General features: G+C 47.9%; 23 protein-coding genes. 12 read left to right on the top strand and 11 right to left on the bottom strand.

Features of this window, described 5'->3' with window-relative positions:
* Window positions 1-12 precede the first annotated feature (12 nt).
* The 8 genes from KNP03_RS09835 (at window position 13) to KNP03_RS09800 (ending at window position 8,313) form a co-directional block, all read left to right on the top strand.
* The gene (locus tag KNP03_RS09835) at window positions 13-543 is read left to right on the top strand and encodes an NUDIX hydrolase (RefSeq protein ID WP_214828861.1); all 531 of its coding nucleotides are present in this window, start codon (window positions 13-15) and stop codon (window positions 541-543) included.
* Window positions 544-765: 222 nt separating this feature from the next.
* Complete coding sequence (locus KNP03_RS09830) at window positions 766-3,159, top strand: carbohydrate binding domain-containing protein (RefSeq protein ID WP_214828859.1); 2,394 nt, start codon at window positions 766-768, stop codon at window positions 3,157-3,159.
* Between the two features lie 155 nt (window positions 3,160-3,314).
* A complete protein-coding gene (locus KNP03_RS09825; RefSeq protein WP_214828857.1) occupies window positions 3,315-3,863 on the top strand; it encodes a bifunctional transcriptional activator/DNA repair enzyme AdaA in 549 nt (182 codons plus the stop codon).
* On the top strand, window positions 3,860-4,753 hold the full coding sequence (locus KNP03_RS09820) for a DNA-3-methyladenine glycosylase family protein (protein WP_214828855.1): 894 nt from the start codon (window positions 3,860-3,862) through the stop codon (window positions 4,751-4,753). The genes KNP03_RS09825 and KNP03_RS09820 overlap by 4 nt, the downstream gene beginning before the upstream one ends.
* Window positions 4,740-5,225: a methylated-DNA--[protein]-cysteine S-methyltransferase gene (locus KNP03_RS09815; protein WP_214828854.1), complete on the top strand. Its 486-nt coding sequence runs from the start codon at window positions 4,740-4,742 to the stop codon at window positions 5,223-5,225. The genes KNP03_RS09820 and KNP03_RS09815 overlap by 14 nt, the downstream gene beginning before the upstream one ends.
* 114 nt (window positions 5,226-5,339) lie before the next feature.
* Window positions 5,340-6,203 (top strand): DegV family protein, encoded by an 864-nt coding sequence (locus KNP03_RS09810; protein ID WP_214828853.1) that lies wholly within the window; start codon window positions 5,340-5,342, stop codon window positions 6,201-6,203.
* 309 nt (window positions 6,204-6,512) lie between these two features.
* Window positions 6,513-8,012 carry a malate:quinone oxidoreductase gene (locus tag KNP03_RS09805; RefSeq protein WP_214828852.1) on the top strand — a complete coding sequence of 500 codons (1,500 nt, stop codon included), beginning with the start codon at window positions 6,513-6,515 and terminating at the stop codon, window positions 8,010-8,012.
* 103 nt (window positions 8,013-8,115) lie between these two features.
* Entirely contained in the window at window positions 8,116-8,313 is a 198-nt protein-coding gene (locus tag KNP03_RS09800; RefSeq protein ID WP_214828851.1) for a hypothetical protein, read from the top strand.
* A 125-nt stretch (window positions 8,314-8,438) separates the two neighbouring features.
* Here KNP03_RS09800 and KNP03_RS09795 read toward each other — a convergent pair whose 3' ends face one another.
* From KNP03_RS09795 to adhP, 3 genes are all read right to left on the bottom strand, one after another.
* Window positions 8,439-8,966, bottom strand: a complete 528-nt coding sequence (locus KNP03_RS09795) for a CarD family transcriptional regulator (RefSeq protein WP_338082728.1) — start codon at window positions 8,964-8,966, stop codon at window positions 8,439-8,441.
* 108 nt (window positions 8,967-9,074) lie between these two features.
* Window positions 9,075-9,500, bottom strand: a complete 426-nt coding sequence (locus tag KNP03_RS09790) for a MarR family winged helix-turn-helix transcriptional regulator (protein WP_214828848.1) — start codon at window positions 9,498-9,500, stop codon at window positions 9,075-9,077.
* A gap of 111 nt (window positions 9,501-9,611) precedes the next feature.
* A complete protein-coding gene (adhP, locus tag KNP03_RS09785) occupies window positions 9,612-10,643 on the bottom strand; it encodes an alcohol dehydrogenase AdhP (RefSeq protein WP_214828846.1) in 1,032 nt (343 codons plus the stop codon).
* 198 nt (window positions 10,644-10,841) lie between these two features.
* Here adhP and KNP03_RS09780 point away from each other — a divergent pair, with 198 nt between their 5' ends.
* Window positions 10,842-11,582 carry a hypothetical protein gene (locus KNP03_RS09780; protein WP_214828844.1) on the top strand — a complete coding sequence of 247 codons (741 nt, stop codon included), beginning with the start codon at window positions 10,842-10,844 and terminating at the stop codon, window positions 11,580-11,582.
* Between the two features lie 81 nt (window positions 11,583-11,663).
* Window positions 11,664-12,083 (top strand): CHASE3 domain-containing protein, encoded by a 420-nt coding sequence (locus tag KNP03_RS09775; protein WP_214828842.1) that lies wholly within the window; start codon window positions 11,664-11,666, stop codon window positions 12,081-12,083.
* Between the two features lie 16 nt (window positions 12,084-12,099).
* Here KNP03_RS09775 and ahpF read toward each other — a convergent pair whose 3' ends face one another.
* Window positions 12,100-13,623 (bottom strand): alkyl hydroperoxide reductase subunit F, encoded by a 1,524-nt coding sequence (gene ahpF, locus KNP03_RS09770; RefSeq protein ID WP_214828840.1) that lies wholly within the window; start codon window positions 13,621-13,623, stop codon window positions 12,100-12,102.
* Between the two features lie 11 nt (window positions 13,624-13,634).
* Window positions 13,635-14,198, bottom strand: a complete 564-nt coding sequence (ahpC, locus tag KNP03_RS09765) for an alkyl hydroperoxide reductase subunit C (protein ID WP_214828838.1) — start codon at window positions 14,196-14,198, stop codon at window positions 13,635-13,637.
* A 317-nt stretch (window positions 14,199-14,515) separates the two neighbouring features.
* On the opposite strand from ahpC, the gene KNP03_RS09760 reads away from it, so the two are divergent.
* A complete protein-coding gene (locus KNP03_RS09760) occupies window positions 14,516-15,202 on the top strand; it encodes a BglII/BstYI family type II restriction endonuclease (RefSeq protein ID WP_214828836.1) in 687 nt (228 codons plus the stop codon).
* 4 nt (window positions 15,203-15,206) lie between these two features.
* Here the strand turns inward: KNP03_RS09760 and KNP03_RS09755 are convergent, their stop codons facing one another.
* Entirely contained in the window at window positions 15,207-15,653 is a 447-nt protein-coding gene (locus KNP03_RS09755) for a very short patch repair endonuclease (RefSeq protein WP_214828834.1), read from the bottom strand.
* A gap of 56 nt (window positions 15,654-15,709) precedes the next feature.
* Window positions 15,710-17,080: a Sau3AI family type II restriction endonuclease gene (locus tag KNP03_RS09750; protein ID WP_214828832.1), complete on the bottom strand. Its 1,371-nt coding sequence runs from the start codon at window positions 17,078-17,080 to the stop codon at window positions 15,710-15,712.
* 143 nt (window positions 17,081-17,223) lie between these two features.
* On the opposite strand from KNP03_RS09750, the gene dcm reads away from it, so the two are divergent.
* Complete coding sequence (dcm, locus tag KNP03_RS09745) at window positions 17,224-18,558, top strand: DNA (cytosine-5-)-methyltransferase (RefSeq protein ID WP_214828830.1); 1,335 nt, start codon at window positions 17,224-17,226, stop codon at window positions 18,556-18,558.
* A 51-nt stretch (window positions 18,559-18,609) separates the two neighbouring features.
* Here the strand turns inward: dcm and htpG are convergent, their stop codons facing one another.
* From htpG to KNP03_RS09725, 4 genes are all read right to left on the bottom strand, one after another.
* On the bottom strand, window positions 18,610-20,478 hold the full coding sequence (gene htpG, locus KNP03_RS09740; protein ID WP_214828828.1) for a molecular chaperone HtpG: 1,869 nt from the start codon (window positions 20,476-20,478) through the stop codon (window positions 18,610-18,612).
* 326 nt (window positions 20,479-20,804) lie between these two features.
* Complete coding sequence (rluF, locus tag KNP03_RS09735; protein ID WP_214828826.1) at window positions 20,805-21,515, bottom strand: 23S rRNA pseudouridine(2604) synthase RluF; 711 nt, start codon at window positions 21,513-21,515, stop codon at window positions 20,805-20,807.
* 84 nt (window positions 21,516-21,599) lie between these two features.
* Window positions 21,600-22,247: a C39 family peptidase gene (locus KNP03_RS09730; RefSeq protein WP_214828825.1), complete on the bottom strand. Its 648-nt coding sequence runs from the start codon at window positions 22,245-22,247 to the stop codon at window positions 21,600-21,602.
* A 71-nt stretch (window positions 22,248-22,318) separates the two neighbouring features.
* Entirely contained in the window at window positions 22,319-23,692 is a 1,374-nt protein-coding gene (locus KNP03_RS09725; RefSeq protein WP_214828824.1) for a YjiH family protein, read from the bottom strand.
* Window positions 23,693-23,705: the final 13 nt, after the last annotated feature.

The raw sequence follows: 23,705 nt of genomic DNA, 5'->3' as shown, positions 1-23,705 counted from the left end.
GGAGAGGACACAATGGAATTTTGGGATGTGTATACGGTCGACCGGGAGAAGACAGACCGTACGTGGAAACGGGGAAGTCGATTGCCGGCCGGAGATTACCACCTCGTCATTCACGTTTGTGTATTTAATGATAAAGGCCAAATGTTGATTCAACAGCGTCAACCGTTCAAAGAAGGGTGGGCCAACATGTGGGATCTCACGGTGGGTGGGAGTGCCACGGTTGGAGATTCGAGCCAGGAAGCGGCGATGCGGGAACTCGAGGAAGAGATTGGATTGAGGCTTGATTTGTCGGAGACACGCCCGCATCTCACGGTGAACTTCAAGGAAGGATTTGATGACATCTACCTTGTCGAAGCAGAAGTGGACTTGAAGAAATTGACCCTTCAGGAATCTGAAGTACAAGCCGTGAAATGGGCAGATGAGGAAACCATCCTTCAGATGATCCAGGAAGGAACATTTATTCCGTACTATGGGTCGCTCATTTCCACCTTGTTTGCGATGCGAAAACAATGGGGCGGAATTGCTCACTTTGAAGGAAAATAAACGTGGAACCATTGTCGAATCAGGAGGCAATGGTTTTTTTGTGACAAACTGATTGCAAATTCAGAAAATAGTTGAACGAAGAATGGAAGAAATTTATAATGAAGCCATGAAAACGCTTACGAAAGCGCTTTCGTAAGTTGCTCGGAATAGTAGTATGTTACTCAAGTCAGGCAAGGTCGATCGTTCGTCCCTGCCTATTTTCATGTTGAAGGAGGAAATGGAATGAAGAAATGGGTCGCACTCGCACTTGGAACGGGACTGGCCCTCTCGTTCGCTCAAGATGCACCTGCTGAAAACCAAGGTAACAAGCCCGACAACACGAAGTGGAAGCTTGTCTGGTCAGACGAATTCAACCAGAATGAAATCGACCGCACCAAGTGGAACTTTGAAACGGGGAACTGGATCATTGATCAAGACGGCAATCCGGTGGCACCTGGTTGGGGAAACAACGAAAAGCAATATTACACGGACAAAAACGAAAACGCTTTCGTAGAAGACGGGAAGCTCGTCATTCGTGCAAAACGGGAACAGACGACAGATGAGTTAGGGACGTACGATTACACGTCTGCGAAGTTGTCGACAAAAGGTTTGTTTAATAAAACGTACGGTCGTTATGAGATGAAAGCCAAACTTCCAACAGGTAAAGGGTTATGGCCGGCATTTTGGATGCTGCCGGAAGAAGACCGTTACGGTGGATGGGCTGCATCGGGTGAAATCGACATCATGGAATCTTGGGGAAGCCAACCGGATAAAGTGGCCGGCACGATTCACTATGGTGAGACTTGGCCGAACAACAAGTATACAGGAAAAGATTATCACTTCGCTGAAGGAGACGGCATCGACAGCTGGCATACATACGCGGTCGAATGGGAGCCAGGCGAAATTCGTTGGTATGTAGACGGAAACCTTTATCAAACACAAAACGACTGGTATGCCAAAGGTAATAACAAGGCGACGAAATTCAGCTACCCGGCACCGTTTGACCAGGACTTCTACTTGGTCATGAACTTGGCAGTCGGTGGTTGGTTCGATGGAGACGTTGATGAGACGACACCATTCCCTGCTGAAATGGAAGTCGACTACGTACGTGTCTTTGATTTGAAAAACCGTGACTACCGTGAAGCGGTCGAACCGACATATTCTGATGAAGCCATCGTGTTGCCGGAAGGCGCGAAACAACCGTTAGAAGACGGAAACCTCATCTATGATGAAGATTACGCCCAACCGATCACGACCGTGACGAACGGTTCACAAACACTCGATCCGACATACTGGAACTATGTCGCGCTTCCTGACTTTGGCGGTGTAGGTTCAGTAGACGTAATTGATTTAGCAGGTTCACGCTTTGCGGATATTTCAATCAGTGAAGCTGGAAGCCAGCCATACTCGCATCAGTTGATTCAACACGTGTCACTCGCACAAGGTGGACATTATAAAGTGACGTTTGATGCAAGTGCGGACGAGGCACGCTCAATCGCTGTGAAAGTAGGCGGTGGTGCAGAACGTGGATATGCGAAGTACTCTGATGAAGGTGCGTTTGATTTAACAACAGACGTCCAAACATACTCACTCACGTTCGACATGACGGAAGAAACGGACCTTGCGGCACGCCTTGAGTTCAACGTCGGACTCAGCACAGCCGGTGTTCAAATCGGAAATGTGCGCGTAGAGCAAGCACCACGCGAAGCGTTCGACCCAGATGCGACGAAACCGGCACTTGGTGACGGCAACCTCGTATACAATGGAACATTCGACCAAGGTGCGATGGACCGGTTGACGTATTGGACGTTCGATTCTGGCGTGACAAAAGGAACGGGCACAGTTGACCCGACCGCCCGTCACTTCCGTTTCGAAACGAACAAGAAAAAAGGTGAACCGGCTACACTCGTTCAAAAAGGAATTCAATTGACTGAAGGTCGTGAATATGTCGTCCGCTTCAATGCACGTGCGGAACGTCTAGATGGTCTTCAAGTCGGATTCGTCGGAGCAGACGGAGATGTTTATCTCCCACTCCAAAACATCGCATTGACAGATGAGTTCGACACATATGAAGTGAAATTCACGATGGAGTCGGCTACTGATTTGATGAGTCAATTACAATTCGTTCTTGGCTCGGACAAAGGCGTCATTGAGATTGATGATGTTGAAATGTTTGATGTGACGCCAATCTACATGGACCCATCTCCGCTTAAAAACGGTACGTTCGCGGATGGATTCACGAATTGGGGTTCATATATCCACTTTGACGCGCAAGCAGCGATTCAAGCCGTGAATGAAGCGGCACTTGTCTCAATCGGACAAGAAGGACAAGAAGCGTGGAGCGTCTTGATGGAACAAGGTGGACTTGAGTTGCATAAAGACCAAACGTACGTCGTTCAGTTTGATGCGTCTTCAACGGTCGCTCGCACGTTCGAAGTGACAGTGGAGAATGCAGGTTACTATCGCTACTTGAGCGAGGTAGCTGCAGTCGGTCCGGAAACGAAAACATTCACTTATGAATTGACAATGCCGATCACTGACATGACTGGATTGAAATTCTTGATGGGTCACACAGGTGATTCACCACTTGGTGCGCATGATATCGTAATCGACAACGTGAGCATCACATTAAAATAACGGGGATCAGGGACTCGTCATGAGTCCCTTTTCTATTGGTCCGTGATCAGGCGATGGCGGTGAAGTTTGGTATAATAGTGCGACCATAAGCGCAAGAATCAGGACGCATTCCATGCAGAAGATTTGCTACAGTGAGGGGAGAAAGGGGAGAGGACATGCTGACGTTTGAAGAAATGTGGGAAAAGATCATCGCTTGCGACGCGACCTATGACGGACAATTTTATACGGCGGTGAAGACGACCGGAATCTATTGTCGTCCGTCTTGTCGCTCGCGTAAACCGAAAAAGCAAAATGTCGATTTTTATCCGTCACGAAGTGAAGCAGAAGCGAACGGGTTTCGACCATGCAAACGATGTCAGCCGGAAGTCGAACGCTCACCCCATCATGAACTGATCCAACGTGTGACAGCCTTTCTTCTCGATCGTTATAAACAACCGGTCCGGCTCGAACAGATTGCCGAACATGTTCAGTTGAGTCCGTTTCATGTGGAGCGCACCTTTACCCAGGCGACAGGGAAAACACCGAGACAACTTCTTGAACGGATCCGGGTCGACCATGCGGCGCACCTGCTACGGACGACAGACGCCAGTAACCTGTCGATTTGTTATGAGGCGGGTTTCCAGACGCCATCTAATTTTTATCGTGTGTTTCGTCAAATCAAGGGGTGTACGCCAAATGAATACAGGAAAGGGGTGCTAGTGTGACGCCTTTCATCATCCCCGTACAAGAACCGTTTGATTTTCAACAATGCTTGATATTTTTGAAGCGCTCCAAACAAGAGGTGATGCACGTCACAACAGACGAGTCCGTCCGTAAACTGTTTTATTTGGGAAATCGTTTTGTTTTAGTAGAGCTCAAATGGGACCCGGAAGGAATCGAGGTCTTGTTGTTTGAACAAGACGTCTCGGAGGAAGAACGAATCGTGATTGAACGGGAGGTCCGGGATTGGCTCGACTTAGACCGCGATTTACAACCGTTTGAACAACTCGCTCAGCAAGACGACGTGTTACGTCCTATATTCGAATCGTATCGCGGGCTACGTTTGATCGGATTTCCTGATTTATTTGAAGCATTGACGTGGGCCATTATCGGGCAACAAATCACCTTGTCATTCGCCTACACGCTGAAGCGTCGTTTCGTCGAACAGTACGGGGAAAGTCAGACCATTGAGGGTGTGACTTACTGGACGTTCCCGCGGCCAGAAGTCATTGCGACTCTTGAGCCGGAAGCGTTACGCCCCCTTCAATTCAGTTACCGAAAAGCTGAATATATATGCGATATTGCACGGGAAATAGTTGAAGGCACGTTGTCCAAAATGGCTTTGCGTCAGCTGCCTACCGAGGATATTCGAAAACATCTCTTACAACTTCGTGGTGTGGGAGAATGGACCGCTGATTATGTGCTGATGAAATGCTTTCAGGAACCATCGGCTTTCCCGGTGGCAGATGCGGGTTTACATCAGGCACTTATGTATCACTTAGGGTTGTCCCGTAAACCGACACAGGAAGAAGTGAAACGGTACGGAGCCCAGTGGGAAGGTTGGGGAGGTTACGCTACCTTTTATTTATGGAGGTCATTATATGGGAACGTATAAGCTGGACTACAATTCGCCTATCGGGGTGATGGAGTTAGTCGGAACCGAACAGGTCATCCAATCGATCTTATTTGTCGAGCGAGCGGACGTTTCGACTACGCCGAAGCTGGAGCTCCCTGAAGTGATGGTGCGGTGTCAAAGAGAGTTGGATGAATACTTTAGAGGGGAACGGACGACGTTTACGTTCCCGATTGAACAGACCGGCACACCGTTTCAGTGCGAGGTATGGAACTCCTTGACGACAATTCCATACGGAGAGACGACCTCTTACCGTGATTTGGCAGAACAGATGAGCCGACCGAAGGCGGTTCGTGCGGTCGGCAGTACGAACGGCCGAAATCGTTTGAGCATCGTCGTTCCATGTCACCGTGTCATTGGATCGAACGGTGCTTTGACCGGTTATGCCGGAGGACTATGGCGGAAAGAATGGCTATTACGTCACGAACAACGAATTGTACAACAGACCCAGTAAAAAAACATAAGCCCCTCCAAATCTGCTACACTAGAAGAGATCCTATCGTGATGTCGGAATCGACGAAGGTATAGGATGATTCCCGTCACTTGTGGATATTTTTTGGAGGAAGACATGATTAAACTACTAGCAGATTCAACGTGTGATCTATCAGATGACATACTCGAGAAGTATGAAATCGGGATTGCGCCGCTGATCATTACAATCGATAACAAATCGTATCAAGACCGGGTGGATATCCAACCGGATGAATTTTACGGCATGCTGGAGGCGCTCCCTGAGTTTCCGACGACCGCAATGCCTAGTCCTGCAACCTTCTTAACCTTGATGGAAGAAGCTGTCGCTTCGGGACATGATGAGATTTTATGTATTTGCATGTCGAGCGGAACGAGTGGGTCTTACCAGTCGGCTGTGATCGGGAAAGAATATTTCGAAGAAGCGCATCCGGATTCGAACGTGAAGATTCATGTCGTGGACTCATGCTCGATGAGTCACGGGAGCGGTTGGCTGTTGATGAAGAGCGCGCAAATGCGGGAAGCCGGGGCGACATTTGATGAACTCGTCGCCTTTAACGAAACGTATAAGACGAAAGTGAAACACTTTTTATCGGTCGACGATTTAGACCATTTGATCAAGAGCGGACGCATCTCCAATACGAGCGCCATCATCGGGAAATTGTTGATGGTCAAGCCGATCATGAGCATGAAGAACGGAAGAGGCGCCATCGTAGGGAAAGAGCGGGGCACGCGGAAAGTACTCAAGCATTATACGGATGAGTTCGTGAAACGCGTGAATCTCGACGTCACGAACTTTATCATCATCGGATATACGTCCGATCTCAAGATTGCAGAAAACCTAAAAACGAAAATTCAAACAGAAACGACGTTCGACGGCGACATCTACCTCATGCAAATGGGTGTCTCGGTCGGAACGCACGTCGGGCTTGGTGCCATCTCGATGTATTTCGTAGAAAATTGATTGAAGCCGTCTCTCCAAGAGGCGGCTTATTTGTTTGGCCAGACGTGCTCGATGACAGGAGTGCGGTCGTCAAAAATCAAGGCGACACACATCCGGGTTACGCATTGTACGCCATGTTTTGAATAGAATCTTCTTGTATTCTATTCGTCATATGGTCCGTCTAAAAGTTTCAACGCAAAAATTCATACTTAACCCTTATAAATCATCACAAAAGAGTTATAATCGAACTAACGATTAAATAGGACACGCTCGATGAATGGGGATTTGTCGGGACGTGCTAAAAATTCAGGGGATAAGGATGGGGTTTTCATGAGCAGTATGCAAACGAGAACAGACGTCATTTTGATTGGGGCAGGCATCATGAGCGCAACGCTCGGATCGCTCTTTAAAGAGCTCGTGCCGGAATGGAACATCAAAGTGTTCGAAAAACTCGGTTCAGCGGGGGAAGAAAGTTCGAACGAATGGAACAACGCAGGGACAGGGCACGCCGCACTTTGCGAATTGAACTACACGACAGAGAAGGAAGATGGAACGATTGATATCTCGAAAGCGGTCAACGTCAACGAGCAGTTCCAAATCTCACGCCAATTCTGGGCGCATCTCGTCAATAAAGGACTGATTCAAAATCCGGGTGATTTTATTCGCTCGATTCCACATATGAGTATGGTGCAAGGTGAGAAGAACGTCGATTTCTTGAAACGTCGTTTGGAAGCGCTCACAAAAAACCCGTTGTTTGACGGGATGGTCCTTTCGGATGATGCGGAACAACTTCGAGAGTGGTTCCCGCTCATTATGGAAGGTCGTACATCGGAGGAACCGATTGCTGCGACTAAAATCGATTCCGGGACAGATGTGAATTTTGGTTCTTTGACACGGATGTTGTTCGATCATCTCACGACAAACGGGGTCGAGGTGAATTATCAACATAGCGTGGAAGACGTGAAACGTCTCGAAAATGGTCACTGGGAAGTGAAAGTGAAAGACTTGTCTGCGAACAAGATTGAAACGCACACGGCACCGTTCCTCTTCATCGGAGGCGGCGGTGGCAGTTTGCCACTCTTACAGAAGACAGGGATTCCGGAGTCGAGGCAGATCGGTGGGTTCCCGGTCAGTGGACTCTTCCTCGTCTGTAAAAACCGGGACGTAGTTGAGCAGCATCACGCGAAAGTATACGGAAAAGCGAAGGTCGGGGCACCACCGATGTCGGTGCCGCATTTGGATACACGTTTTATTAACGGACGCAAAGAGTTGTTGTTCGGACCGTTCGCCGGTTTCACACCGAAGTTCTTGAAGACGGGCTCGAACCTGGATTTGATCCGTTCGGTGAAACCGAATAACCTTGTGACGATGCTGGCAGCAGGCGCAAAAGAAATGTCGCTCACGAAATATTTAATCGAGCAGGTACTTTTGTCTCATGATAAACGAATGGATGAATTACGCGAGTTTATCCCGAGTGCCAAGAACGAAGATTGGGAGATTGTCGTGGCGGGACAACGTGTCCAAGTCATTAAAGATACACCACAAGGCAAAGGCACACTTCAGTTCGGGACGGAGGTCGTGAGCGCAGAAGATGGCTCGGTCGCAGCCCTTCTGGGTGCTTCACCAGGCGCATCGACGGCGGTTCACGTCATGCTGAAGGTGCTTGAGCAGTGTTTCCCGCAACGTATGCCGGAGTGGGAAGAGAAGATCAAAGAGATGGTTCCGTCATACGGCTTGAAACTGTCGGAGCATCCGGACTTGTTTAAGACCATTCACGAATCGACAGCGGTCACGCTTGGTTTAGAAGAAAAAGACATGGTCCACAACTGAAGAGGATGAGGCGAGTATACAATCGTATGCTCGCTTTTTCATTGCCTAGCTTACTCGATATATCGATTGGGTAAAAAAACATAACAACTGAAGGAGGGACGGAATGAAACTTACAAAAATCCAAATCACGACGATTGTATTGTTTATTGCGTGGGGTGTTTGGGAGTTTTTTGTTTATGACTGGGCAAAGACCGAGGACGGACCTATTATTCGCGCAGATTTAGTGTTTATTTTACCAATACTTGCGATTATGTTGATTCTTTCAATTGTGCAATTATTTAGACGTAAAAAGAGCGTTTGAATTCCTACATGTAGAAAGACCGTTCAATCGAAGCAGGGCAAGAAGCCTTTAGTTTTTGTTGAACATTTTAACCCGTTGTTCGAGCAGGGCAACACAAAAAAAAGACCGCTTCCACAAGGAAGGGGTCAAGGTGTGAGTGTCGCCATACTTTCATGTAAGTATTCGCCAATACGACGTTCGATGTCGCTCTCTGAGCGTTCGAGGGCGAGCGAGAGTTCTTTCACCAAAATGGTTTTCGCGTTCTCTAATATTTTACGATCTTGTTCGTACAGTTTTTTGTTTACCTGTAGTGCCTCAATTTGGCGACGGCTTAACGTATTTACGACTTGAGCGATTTCTTGACGGTTTCCTGAATGGACGACATTTAAAAATTCGCGATTGCGATTGTTCGAATGTGGATTCCATTCAACGCCAGGCGAGCGGAACGACTCTAAAATCTCTAATGCTTCGTCAGCTTCGAGCAGCGTCAGCATCATCACGTTGTCGTTATCGACCGGGATGCTAATCTGTAACTTCTGTGAGTTGTTGATTGGGTGAAGTGTATAGTACGATTTCGTTTCTCCTGCGACCGTTTTGTCCGAAATGTCGTCGATACAACATACGCCATGGGTCGAGTAGATGATTAAATCTCCAGCTTTAAACAAGTCGATCACCTCTTCCTTAACTACAAGCATAGTCATTCACAATGTGAAATGTCAACTCGGTTGACGCATGGTGAAAGGTGTGCACATAAAAATCGTGACGGATTTAATCCGTCACGACTATAGTTTCCAGTCCATTCGTAGAATGATTTTCAATTGATCGAAGGCATCTTGTCCGATGCTTTCTTGAATTTGCTGCTCGAGTTGCGCTTTGAGCGCTTCGTTTTGTTCATAACAAGTATGACCGAGTGAGGTCAACTCGATACATTTGTCCTTTCGATTTTGCGGATGATCTGTCACAAGGACGAGCGCTTTACTTTCTAGGTTCTTGATCAATTTATGAATCGCTTGCCGAGAGATATGGACGTTTCGTGTGACCTCGGCGATGGTCGTCTTTGCTTGATAAAGCGTAGCAAGTATATACCATTCGGAGTTTGAGATATGGATGTCACTCTGCTCATTCCAGGATCGTTCACTCATGCGTCGAACTTGATCGTTTCGTTCTGTCAGTAAATCAAGTAGACGTGTTGACGTTGATGGAGTCAAATCAAGTCACTCCTCTTTCGTTTCCAGGTTTTAGACGTTCCTAACTATACAAAAGCAACTATACCCAGTCAACGCCAAATCAGAACAAAACGAGGCACAAGGCCCCGTTTTTTACTGACAATCTTTATTTTTGAAGTCGATGACCATCCGGCCTTGAATCTTACCTTGTTCCATTTCTTCGAAGACGTCTTGTACTTCGTGGAGACAACGTTTTTGGACAACCGGAACAACGAGTCCCTCGGCTCCGAATTGGAAGGCTTCTTCTAAATCTTTACGTGTTCCGACGAGGGAACCGACGACTTCGATTCCGTCGAGCACAAGGCGTGGGATGTTCAAGTCCATCTCTTCTGAAGGAAGACCGACCGCAACGACCTTACCACAAGCGCGAACCGCGTTAACTGCAGAGTTGAAGGCGGCTTTCGAAACGGCAGTGACGACCGCTGAGTGGGCACCTCCAAGCTTCTCCTGGATAATGTCGGCTGCGTCGCCTTCAGTAGCCGGGTTGATTGTCAGATCAGCGCCGCTCTCTTTAGCGAGTTCGAGTTTGTCGTCGTTAATGTCGACTGCTACAACATGAGCATTGAAGACGTGTTTCGCGTATTGAATCGCAAGGTTTCCGAGTCCGCCACATCCGTAGATGACAATCGTTTCACCAGGTTTTACATCGGCCACTTTGATGGCTTTATACGTCGTGACACCCGCGCACGTGATACTCGAAGCTTGAGCCGGATCGAGTCCTTCGGGAACTTTGACCGCATAGTCGGCAAAGACGATACTTTGTTCGGCCATCCCGCCGTCGACACTGTAGCCGGCGTTTTGCACATGGCGACAGAACGTCTCACGACCTGTTGTACAATATTCGCAACGTCCACAAGCATGGTACATCCACGCGATGCTGACACGGTCTCCAACTTTAAGGCTCGTGACGTCATCTGCAATCTTGGTCACAATCCCGATACCTTCATGGCCGAGGACGCGACCTTGGACATCACCGAAATCACCGGCAGCGACGTGTAAGTCAGTATGACACACGCCACAATATTCGACATCGACAAGCGCCTCTCCAGATTGTAGAGGACGTAACTCTTTCTCGACGACCTCGACATTTGCTTTACTTGATGAGTTAACAACGACTGCTTTCATTTCTGAACACACTCCTTGTGAAAAGTATACGGAAACTCGTATGGTTGAATTTCCAAATCAACACAGTCAGAATAACATAGAACGCTTTATGAAAACGCTTTATTTTCCAATTGTTATGTCTAGAGTATGAACTTTTTTCACATAAAGGTTTTTGAGCATATTAATTAATACACAGTAAGGGAAGAGGGGACAGGAAACATGACGAGAACTGATTTATTCCGCAAATATAAACCGGCAATTTTAAAACTTTCAAATTTAGAAGAAGACACACTGAAGAGTGAAACATTTTTACTGGATCATGATGAAAAAAAGCAATTGTCGATTTATTATGCGCCGTTTGAATACATCAATCCAAATGCGAAAGTCGTCATCGCGGGTATTTCGCCAGGACTGTATCAAATGCGCCAGTCTTTCGAAGCGATTCGGGATTTGAAGGACGCCTCGGATGAAGAGGCGCTCCGTGCGGTCAAACAGCGCGGGAGTTTTTCTGGTCCGATTCGAAAGAATCTGGTGACCATGCTCGATGATTTGGAGTTACATCGTCATTTGGGGATTGAGACAACGCTCGATTTGTTCGGTTCGGCGAATCATCTCGTGCAGAACACGGCAGTGTTACCTTACCCGGTGTTTTATAAAGGGAAGAATTATAACGGTTCAAGCCCTGACATGATCCGAACAGAGCTGTTCAAACCATACGTGGAAGGTGTATTCGCTGAAGAAATGGCACAATTGCAGGATGCGCTCATCATACCGACGGGGGTGAACGTGAGGCGGGCCGTCGAACAACTCGTCGAGCGGGGACTTCTGGACGGTGACCGGGTCGTCAGTGGGTTTCCGCATCCGTCCGGCGGGAACGGACACCGCCACCGGATCTTTGCAGAGAATCGGGAGGCAATGAAGCAACATATTGCGGAGTATTTCGCGAAGCATCCGATTTGATGGGACGGGTTGTGTAGTTGAAGCTGAAGAAATCCATTGCCTCATTTCCTGTTTCTGGGATAATGAAGGAGAGGTGATGGGATGAAGTGGTGGTGGCTTGGCGGAGTTATTCTCATTGGAGGTTTATTAACTATCAATGAGAATTGGTATGGGGACGCTGCGGCGGTTGGAACACCTGCCGGGATGATCGTGGCAACGTTGATTGGGATGAAAAATTTGAAGCAGAAACAGCGCCTCAAATTCGGATTGTTCTTCGCATTATTAATCGGCATGACCATTATATATGCTATCCCGACTTATTCTGTCATCGAGGCGGAGCAATTGCTCCAGCACCAATATGAGCACGTGCGGTATATAGACGACATTGGGGTGAGCAATGAGGGATGGAATCCATTCCAACCGAAACGTGTCTATCTGTTTGAAATCGAGTCAGAAAAACGCATTCTGTTTCTTCCGGACTCTGGGGAAATCGTAAACGTGAGAAAAAATCGCCCTCTTTAAGAGGACGATTTTTTCATTAGTTGCGAATCATGTAGTCGAAGGCACCGAGTGCTGCTGTCGCACCAGAACCCATCGAGATGATGATTTGTTTGTAGGCGCTGTTCGTGCAGTCTCCTGCCGCGAACACACCTGGGACGTTCGTCGCGCCATGACGGTCGACGATGATTTCTCCAAAGTTGTTGCGTTCGACCGAGTCGAGCCAGTCCGTGTTCGGAACGAGACCGATTTGGACGAAGACGCCTTCAAGTTCGATGTGATGGGACTCGTTCGTCTCACGAGACACATACGAGATGCCGTTCACTTTGTCCGTACCCGTGATTTCTGTCGTCTGAGCGTTCGTGATGACAGTCACGTTCGGGAGGCTGTGGAGACGGTCTTGAAGCACTTGGTCCGCCTTGAGCTCAGGAGCGAACTCGAGCACGGTTACGTGCTTGACGATTCCTGCGAGGTCGATTGCCGCTTCAACGCCGGAGTTACCGCCACCGATGACCGCGACACGTTTCCCTTCGAAGAGAGGACCATCACAGTGTGGACAGTAAGCGACCCCTTTGTTTTTGAACTCCGTCTCACCCGGGACGTTGACGTTACGCCAGCGTGCACCGGTTGAGAGGATGACACTCTTACTCTTCAAGACAGCGCCGTTTTCGAGTTCGATCTCGACGAGGTCATTTTTCTCGAGGCGCTTCGCGCGTTGAAGGTTCATGACGTCGATGCCATACTCTTTGACGTGCTCTTCTAGACTTGCGACGAGTTTTGGACCTTCTGTATAAGCGGTACCGATGAAGTTCTCGATACCCATCGTGTCCATCACTTGGCCACCGAAGCGCTCGGCGATGATTCCGGTACGGATTCCTTTACGAGCCGCATATACGGCCGCACTCGCACCAGCCGGACCGCCACCGACGACGAGGACGTCGTATGGGTCTTTGTCCGAAAATGCAGAGGCGTCAGGACCTGTACCGAGTTTCGCCAAGATCTCTTCAAGTGACATCCGACCGTTACCGAACGCTTCTCCGTTTAAGAAGACCGTCGGAACAGCCATGATCTCTTTCGCTTCCACTTCATCCTTGAACGCGGCTCCGTCGATCATCGTGTGGGTGATGTTCGGATTGAGGACGCTCATGACGTTTAGCGCTTGCACGACGTCAGGACAGTTGTGGCAGCTGAGGCTGATGTATGACTCGAAGTGATACGTACCTTCGATGTTTTGGATCTGTTTAATTGTGTCCGCATCGACTTTCGGTGCGCGCCCACTCACTTGGAGGAGGGCGAGGACGAGTGATGTGAACTCATGTCCGAGTGGAATCCCCGCGAAGACGATTCCTGTCTCTTCTGTAGGACTTGTCACGCTGAAGCTCGGTGTACGTTCGAGTGTCGCGCGTTCCACAGAGATGCGTGATGACATGCTAGCAAGCTCGTTGACGAGCTCGAGCATCTCACGAGAGACATTGTCTTCTCCAGCACTGACACGGAGGACGACGTCGCCCTCCATGAGTTGGAGATATTGGTCGAGCTGTTGTTTAATCGCTGCTTCTAACATGCAATCGCTCCTTACAATTTACCGACGAGGTCAAGGCTTGGGCGGAGTGTTTCAGAACCCTCTTCCCATTTCGCTGGGCAGACTTCGCCTGGGTTGTTGCGTACGTATTGTGCTGCTTTGACTTTGTTGACGAGCGTGCTCGCGTCACGGCCGATGCCGCCAGCGTTGATCTCGACAGTTTGGATGACGCCGTCTGGGTCGATGATGAACGTACCACGGTCTGCGAGGCCGTCTTCTTCGTTCAAGACGTCGAAGTTGCGTGAGATGACGTGTGATGGGTCACCAATCATGATGTATTCGATTTTTCCGATTTTCTCAGATGTTTCGTGCCATGCTTTATGTGTGAAGTGTGTGTCTGTTGAGACAGAGTATACTTCGACACCGAGGTTTTTAAGTGTCGCGTACTCGTTTTGAAGGTCTTCGAGTTCCGTTGGGCAGACGAATGTGAAGTCCGCCGGGTAGAAGCAAACAACGCTCCATTGACCTTTGAAGTTGTTCTCTGTGACTTCGAGGAATTCACCTGTTTGGAATGCTTGTGCTTTGAATGGTAGTACTTCTTTGCCGATTAATGACATGGGTTATGTCCTCCTTGTTTTTTTATCCTAGCGATTTTCTCATCTAGAATAATTATAATGTAATACTAACTTCATATAACGAGTGATAAAAGTCAAGGCGTTTGCTTGCTTAAATAGTTATATGCATATGAATGAGATACAAGGGATTGCCTATAAATAAGTATTGAAAGCGATTACAAACGTTATTTATTTTCCTGGATTAAGTAGTATCTTTAAAAAATATTAAATGGATTATAATGATGTTTAGAGAATGTGAAAATCTATCATATTTCTCGTCTCGGCATTCCGGATTATCATTTAAAAAAGGAGCGTAGTCTATGAAGTACCGTATTCATTCTCATCGATTTGGAGAAACGATATTAAAAAATGATGAGGAGTTCAAAGAAATTTGGACTGAGATTCATGACATCATTCAATCGATTAGTGATGACGACATCATAAAAACATTTAAAGAAAAATATGCTGAAAAGAATAAGAGTTTATCCTCGACATTGAACGATTTGTTCAAATCTGAATTTGTGAGAAGGGGTTGGGCGAGTGAAAGTCCAATTTTCCAAGAGGGAGAGTATCGTGAGAATGTTTGGCGGCTGGATTTTGCGAAGGATAACCTCTCAATCGAGGTGGCGTTCAATCATTCTGGTACTATCGCGTGGAATCTTTTGAAACCCGTGCTTGCTAGCGAGTTGAATCACGTGAAAAAAGCGATTCAAACGAAAATCGGTGTTATTATTTGTGCCACACAACAACTACAACGTGCAGGTAACTTTGATAATGCGATTGGAACTTTTGAGAAATATGTGCACCACTTAAAACCTCTAAACAATCAATTGACGGTTCCGATTGTAATCCTCGGATTAGAAGCACCAGAAACGTTTAAAGTCGAAGAGTATGTGAATGCCGCAAATAAAAAAAGAGGTCGCATAGAAGAAATCTACACGACACGCCTTGATGATGACTTATTAGTAAACTACGATGATCCGTTATTCGAGGAAGAATTGGACTGAAGAGTCATCCGCTTTTGTGATGACGAGAAGTCTTGGCTTGGTCGACGAAATGAGTGATGGTATAAATCACATGATCGAAGTCCTCATTGACCTGATGCTCCCAAAATCGGAGGATGACCCAGCCTTCCTCTACGTAATGTCGTGTGACATCGGCATCCCGTTCGATGTTACGTCCGATTTTTTGACGCCAAAATTCGGTGTTCGTCTTCGGTAGTTTGAAGTGGAGGGGGCAGCCATGCCAATAGCAAGAGTCCAAAAAGATGACGACATGAAGTCCTGGGAAAGAGATATCGGGTGTCCCGTAAAGTTTGCGATTGTTTTTGCGGTACCGATATCCGGCCGCCCACAGCGCTTTTCTCACTTTGACTTCCATCTTCGTATCTTTCCCACGGTTGCCGCTCATCGTTTTGAACACGGCTGGACTTGATGCTTTTGGTACGTTTTTGGCCATACCCCTCACCTCCCTCTATATAGGAAGATTCCACTTGAGAGGGAGAAGTACTCTTTTTAAGCGTCTAGAATCTGCTGGATGTAGTTTCGGTCTAACCAAAACGCCTGCTTTGTGATCCATTGTCCATCGGGGAGACGGACTTGGTCATCTCCATCCGCTCCTTTTGAACGTACATGTGCGACTTGATTGAATGTTGATCCGGGCAGGTTATTCTTCACTCTCTTTTTCATAGGGATCAACTCAACCCCTTCTCTGACGACCTTTCGAGCCTCAGACCACATCTCATATAGTTCGCTATCGATTGTCTCGAGCGGCATGTTCCACAGTCGAATGCCGACAAAGCGAGGGACTCGCTTTTTCTTCGGGACGTGTTCCTCATCATATTGAAATTCTAAGAAAAGATACTTCTGTTCCGCGAACGTATTGTAGAGGTCGGAATCTTCCCAGTCGCTTTGGCATAGGTTTTCAAAATCGACTTTGCCAAACGACATATGTTCGCGAATCGTTCCGTCGGGTTCTCGTGCGACCGTTTTGAACTTGATGTTCGCTTTTGCAAACTCTTCGATACTGGAGAGGTCTGTTTTCTTTACGCCTAATAATTTGGCCATAACGTGAGGAACCATTGCTTTATTCCTCGGGTTATAGGGGACCCCGGTCTCTTTACACAAATCAACCAACGACTTGCCGTAATGTGGAGAGAGGAGAGAGTTGAGAAGTTCTTCGATTGAGATTTTTTTTAACTCGCCCTGGTTCGCGATGGACTCCATTAATTCTGGGGTCAAATATTTACGAATCAACCCAGACATGTAGGAGGCTTTCAAAGAAAACGCACGAGGTTTGGCGGGTTCATCTGAGAATGGTTGAGTACGCACAATCGAACCATTTGCCCCTTTTGTGCAGGCGGACAGATACATGGTATCCGCCTCTGAGATGAGATGCGCCTCTCCGTTCTTGATTTTAGTAACGATTGTTTTCCAGTCCTGGCGCATCACGGCAAGATCTTCCTCTGAGAACTCGTTTAAGAACGCCTTATAAATACGATAGTCATCCATCGGAATCTCAGGCTCATACTGATAGAGCATGATGAGCATGCTCGTCGCTTTTGAGAGGAAACTGGAGGTCTCGAATGAATACTCGTGCTCACTATGGTAATCAATCATGTTCAAGACGAGTCGTTCTTTCGATGAATAGGTGCCATTCTTATTTCTCTTGAAAGGAGTGACCTTCAACTCGATACCGAGTTCCTCGAAGTCGGGACGGGCGTCCGAGTTGATGGGATACCCGAAATGGCTTTCCTCGATGACGTGACCAAGTGCTCCTTTTGACCGGACGTTTTTGATGCGCCCTGTCGTATCGATCTCACCAAATGTTTTTCCTTCGGCTTCTCTCGCTTTATCCATCAACTCTTGAACTGTCTCGTAACGCAAAGTAAAACCTCCTATAAATTTACATATATATTGAGTATAACTTAATCGTTGATCCCATTCACCATTTCTGTTAAACTATTCTCATTGAGAAATACTGCCGAATGAAGTACATTTAAGTTAGAAAATACGAAAGGGTGTTCCCATTGATTAAAGTAGTTGAGTTATTTGCCGGTGTAGGAGGTTTCCGCATCGCGCTTGAAGGAATTAAAGATGTGAATGCCGAGCCTACATCCGATAAATTCGATGTGGTTTGGGGCAATCAGTGGGAGCCGGCGACGAAGGTGCAACCGGCCTTCGATTGCTATGCTGAACGTTTTAAAGGACGTGGCCAACATGTGAATGAAGACATTGCCTTGTCTTGGATGGAGGCGGGTCCGCACCATTTACTCGTTGGAGGTTTCCCGTGTCAAGATTATAGCGTGTCGCGAAGTTTGAAGAACGAGCAGGGTATCCAAGGGAAGAAGGGTGTCTTGTTCTGGGAAATCATGAACATCATCGAGCAGGAGAAGCCGCCTTACGTTCTTCTCGAGAATGTCGATCGCCTGATGAAGTCACCGGCTAAGCAGCGCGGACGTGACTTCAGTGTCATGCTCCGTGCGTTTGCCGATCAAGGGTATACAGTCGAATGGCGTGTCATCAATGCGGCGGACTATGGATTTGCCCAACGTCGCCGTCGCATCTTCATCTTCGCGACACGGTCTGACTTGAATCACTCAAGCCGAGCGGGGAAAGCGAACCCTGAACAATGGTTGCTAGAAGAAGGATTCTTTGCGCCATCATTCCCAGTGCTTGAGACGACGAGTGAGAAACACCCAGGTTCAACATTCGAGTTGCCGAAAGACATCGTTGAGATTTCTGACACGTTCTCTGCGACTTATCGCAATGCCGGTATCATGACGGGGGACCAAGTGACGACGCTTGAAACGATTCCGGTTCGAGAGACACCTAAGACACTTGGAGAGGTCGTTCAAGAGGTATATGAGCAGTTTGGCCCTGCCCCAGAACAGTACTATCTAGATACAGAGAAGGTTAAAAAATCTGGGCGTACGGAAAAAGAGGAATTGGCTTACATGAAAGGGCCGAAAAAAATCGAGCGTACTTCTGCGAGCGGACACGTCTATGTTTATGCCGAAGGTGGCATGTCCTATCCGGATTCATTGGACCTGCCAGGTAGAACGATGTTGACGAGCGAAGGAACGTGTAACCGCTCGAGCCATGTTATCGAAGACCCGTATACGAAGAAATTGCGCTATTTGCGTCCAGAAGAGTGTGAAGGATTGAATGGCTTCCCATATGGATGGACGTCGACGATGACTGATCGCAAACGATACTTTACGATGGGGAATGCGCTCGTCGTCGGTTTGATTGAGCGGATGGGCCATCGAATCGCCGAGATTCATGAGCAAGAAGATGCTACCAACATTCTGCATGAAGTGAGACAGATGCAACTGTTGGGGACGTACAATAACTTTAAATAAGAAAACCTCTATCCCACCTTGTGTTTTTTGGTGGGATAGAGGTTTTCTTAGTCACTCCGCCATCAACGCACACACCGCATTCGAATACGCTACCGGATCTTCAATCGGTAACCCTTCAATGAGGAGGGCTTGTTGATACAAGAGGTCTGTATACTGTTTCGCTTTTGCTTCATCTTCCTTATAAACACGTTGGAGTGTCTGGAAGATGGCATGGTCGGCGTTCACTTCAAGTACTTTCTCCGCTTTCATACCGCCGCCGTTTGGCATTGCGTTCAAAATCTTCTCCATCTCAATCGAGACGTCACCGGCGACCGTCAGACAGACCGGATGTGACTTGAGGCGTGTCGACGCACGCACTTCTTTGACGCGGTCTCCGAGCTCTTCTTTCATGAAGGCGAACAAATCCTTGTTATCGTCGTTGAGCGATTTCGCTTCTTCATCATCGAGACCGAGGTCGCCGCTCGCAATCGACTTAAACTCTTTATCTTCATACGACTGAAGCATCTTAATCGCAAACTCGTCGATTTCTTCTGTGAAGTAGAGGATTTCGTAGCCTTCTTCCTTCAAGCGCTCTGCTTGTGGCAAGAGGTCGATGCGATGAATCGATTCACCTGTCGCATAATAAATATACTTCTGGTCGTCTTTCATTCGCTCGACGTACTCTTTCAGCGAAACGAGCTTTTTCTCGTGAGAAGAATGGAAGAGAAGCAAATCTTTCAACTCGTCTTTGGCTGCACCGAACTGGTCGTACACGCCAAACTTCAATTGACGTCCGAACGCCTCAAAGAACTTCTCGTAGTCCTCGCGCTCGTTTTTGAGCATCTTCTCGAGCATGCCTTTAATTTTTGATTTCACGTTCTTCGCAATGACGCGAAGTTGGCGGTCTTGTTGCAACATTTCCCGGGAAATGTTGAGCGAAAGGTCTTCTGAATCGACCATTCCTTTGACGAATCCGAAGTAGTCCGGCAACAGGTCAGGCGATTTCTCCATGATCAAGACACCGTTCGAGTAAAGCTCGAGTCCTTTTTCGAATTCTTTCGTGTAATAGTCAAATGGGACGGTTGATGGGATATAGAGAATCGACTGGTAACGGATCGTTCCATCGACATTCAAGTGGATGTGCTTGAGTGGCTCATCAAACCCATAATGCTTCTCGTGATAGAACGCCTTGTAGTCTTCGTCCGTCAACTCGCTCTTTCGTTTCCGCCAAATCGGCACCATGCTGTTGATTGTTTCTTCTTCGACGTAGTCTTCGTGCTCGTCTGAATCCTCTTTTTGACGATGCTTCGTCACATCGAGTTTGATCGGGTAGCGGATAAAGTCCGAATGTTTCTTGATGAGGGAACGAATCTCATACTCTTCGAGGAAGGAAGAATACGTCTCATCCTCAGTGTCGGCTTTCAAGTGAAGCGTGATTTCGGTACCGATGTCTTCTTTTTCTGTCGGTTCAATCGTATAGCCATCTACTCCTTCAGATTCCCAAAGATACGCTTGGTCGCTATCGACAGAGCGTGTACGTACCGTTACGCGGTCGGCGACCATGAAGGCGGAATAGAAACCGACGCCGAATTGACCGATGAGGCTGTGGTCTTCTTCCATCTTCGTCGCTTGTTTCATTGCGAGAGAGCCGCTCTTCGCAATCACGCCGAGGTTGTTTTCGAGCTCTTCCGCTGTCATCCCGACACCTGTGTCACGGATTGTGATCGTACGAGCGTCTTTGTCGAGCTCGATTTTGATGAAGTAGTCGTCTTTGTTGAACTCGATTGTCTCGTCCGAGAGGGCGCGGTAGTACATCTTGTCGATGGCATCACTCGCGTTCGAGATGAGCTCACGCAGGAAAATGTCCTTGTGTGTATAGATTGAGTGGACCATCAACTCTAAAATTCGTTTCGATTCGGTTTGAAACTGTTTCTTTGTCATGATCGTTCTCCTTTATCCGTTTGATTTTGGCACTCTGTACATAAGAGTGCTAACATTATTGATTATCCTAAAAATTAGGAAGATGTCAACCGGATTTGAAGAAAAGATTGACGGGAACGTAGGTTTCGCATATAGTTGAGTACATGCGATGAGCTGGTCTATGTAAGACGGCGGACATTCCCTTGAGGAACACGTTGTGGAGCGTGGTCCGTCGCGGTAGACTTTCGAGAGCACCTCTAGTGAGAGGTGCTCATTTTTTGTATGCGAATAAATTTTAATCACTCGAACTGCATGAATAAAGCCCGGACGACGCGTCTGGGCTTGTTTTAGTACCATTCTTTCGGTTCGTAATTCAATTCGCGGAACAACTGCTCACGCTCTTTTTTCGAAAGGTCGCGCCATTGGCCTGGCGGGAGCTTACCGAGCGTGATGTTCATGATACGCACACGTTGGAGGCGAAACACTTCATAACCGAGCGCCTCACACATGCGGCGGATTTGACGGTTGAGCCCTTGCGTGAGGGTGATGTTGAAGTCGAACTTCGAGAGCGGACGGACTTTACACGGAAGGGTCTTCTGTCCGAGGATTTTGACGCCGGCTTCCATCTGTTCGACGAACTCCGGTGTGATCGGCTTATCGACCGAGACGATATATTCCTTCTCATGCTCGTTTTCGGCACGGAGAATCTCGTTGACGATATCGCCATCGTTCGTCATGAGGATGAGACCTTCTGAGTCCTTATCGAGACGACCGATGTTGAAGATGCGGAGCGGGTGGTTGACCATGTCGACCAAGTTTCCTTTTACCTTCTTCTCTGTCGTACTCGTGATCCCGACCGGCTTATGGACGGCGATGTACACGTTGTTCCGTGCGACCCGGGCGATCGAACCGTTGACGAGGACTTCATCCCCTGGTTTGACCTGATCGCCGATTTTTGCTTTTTTCCCGTTGATGGTGACCCGACCCTCTTCGACGAGGCGGTCGGCTTGGCGGCGGGACGCCTTGCCGGATTCACTGATGAATTTATTGATGCGCATGATTACACGTCCTTTGTTTGGCTTCGTCCTCTCACTATAACGCATTTTCTACATAGCTGAAAACAAGAAACGAACAGGTTCCGTTTAGTCGAGCTTCGGAGGGTAGACGCGGGTGATACTGCCCCAAAAATTGAATTCATTGAAGTCGATATAGCGAACTTCCTTCACACGATTGTCGAGGACCTGAAGCAGAACGACATCTGGAAATCCCGGCTTCTCAAAGAGGAGATAGCCCACCCCGGTGACAGAATGGTTTTTATAGAAGCCATTGGCCATATTCAAGATGAAGGGGCGCCCGGCACTCAATTCCCGTTCGAATGTCGACCATTTCCATAAATAACGTGAACTTCCGTGTCCCTCGTATCCATACCGCTTCCATAGTTTTGTGACGATGGTGGCGATCCGGGTCGGAGGAGTGCCTTTTTCATCTTTAAAATAATTGGCAATCGCGATGTCACGGACGTCCTGCTGAATTTGATTGACGTCCTCCGGAATATGGTTGAATCCCTGGTCGCGATAAAAACGAAAGACGGCCGTAATCGACGTCAACGTGCAGTTGTTTTTTCCGTGTTCGAACTCCCGTTGAAGGAGGACGGGGACGCCTTGAATCCGTACGGTTCGCTTGAGCGTCCAACTGCCATGATACCGGTCGTTGACATACGCTTCCGGGTCAACGATTCCTGCATAGCCGTTATTGGCCACCTCTAACTGCCCTGCATACGTACGCTCCATCCTGTCCACCTCCTTTTCTTTCAGTATACAAAGAAGACCCTCTCTCATACAAAGGAGAAAGGGTCAGTGTGTTAAAAGACTAAATGTGCAATCCCGACAATAATCGGAAGCGTGATAAAAGTACGTAATAAGAAAATCAAGACAAGGTCGAGGAAGGAGATAGGTAGCTTCGAACCAAGCAACAAACCACCGACTTCAGACATGTAAATCAACTGTGTGACCGATACCGTCGCGATGACGAAACGTGTCAACTCACTTTCGATCCCACTCCCTAACACGGCAGGCAGGAACATGTCGGCAAATCCGACGACCATCGTCTGTGCCGCTTCGGCTGCCTCAGGGACTTGAAGGAACATCAAAATCGGCTCGAAAGGCTTCCCGATGATCGTGAAGAACGGTGTATATTCAGCGATGACGAGCGCGATTGTCCCGACTGACATGACGACAGGCAAGACACCAACCCACATATCGAGGACGTTTTTGAGTCCGTCTTTCACCGTGGCCATGGCACCTTTACTCGATTGTGATTTGTTCAACGCCTGCGAGAGCGCCCATTTCGTCAAGGACACATTAGACGGTACGGGTTCTTCCGGTTGTAGCTCGACCTTCTCGTACGACGTATCCGCTTTTTTCACGAGCGGATAAATCCGTGGCATGATGAGGGCTGCGACAAGCCCTGAAAAGACGATGGCCCCGTAATATTGCAGGAAGTAGGCATCAAGCTTCATGTACTGGAGGACGACAATCGTAAAGGTAATCGAGACGACCGAGAACGTTGTCGAAATGATGGAGGCCTCCCGCTTCGTGTAATAACCTTCCTCATATTGCTTCGTTGTAAGCAGAATTCCAATCGTCGCATCACCGACCCATGACGCGAGCGAGTCCAGTGAGGCCCGTCCCGGCAGGCGGAAGAGCGGACGCATCACTTTCATGAGAAGCGTCCCGACAAATTCGAGTAAGCCGAAGTTCAATAGGAGCGGCAGTAACATCCCGGCGAACAAGAATGTCGCGAACAGGATCGGCATGAGCGTGTTTAACAGTAATCCACCCGTGTTATCCGACGTAATGATTTCTGGTCCGATGACGAGTAGCGTCAGGAGCCCGACGATGAAGCCGATGACACGCATAACAAACCAGAATGGCGTCGGACTGAATAACGTGCTTAGATAGGCGCTATTCGAGATGAATGCCGGACGAGCAGTGAAATAGAGCAACGATCCGAAAATCGAGACGCCCATCATGATGACAGCTAGTGTCGGGACGTAATCCCCGATCCAGTCAATCAATAGATTGGACAAGAAGGCAACCGGAATCGTAAAGCCTTCCTCTGATGAGATTGGTACGATGAAAAACATGATGCCGATGAGCGATGGAATCAAGAATTTTAAAAAGTCTCGACTCGAAAAAGAAGGTTTCTTTCCGTCTGGTGCTGATAAACCATTCATGATGCATTCCCCA

The organism is Exiguobacterium algae (genome assembly GCF_018617875.1).
Classification (GTDB): Bacteria; Bacillota; Bacilli; order Exiguobacteriales; family Exiguobacteriaceae; genus Exiguobacterium; species Exiguobacterium algae.
Note: the sequence above shows the minus strand (reverse complement) of the source record. Positions and strands in the feature narration are given on the sequence as shown.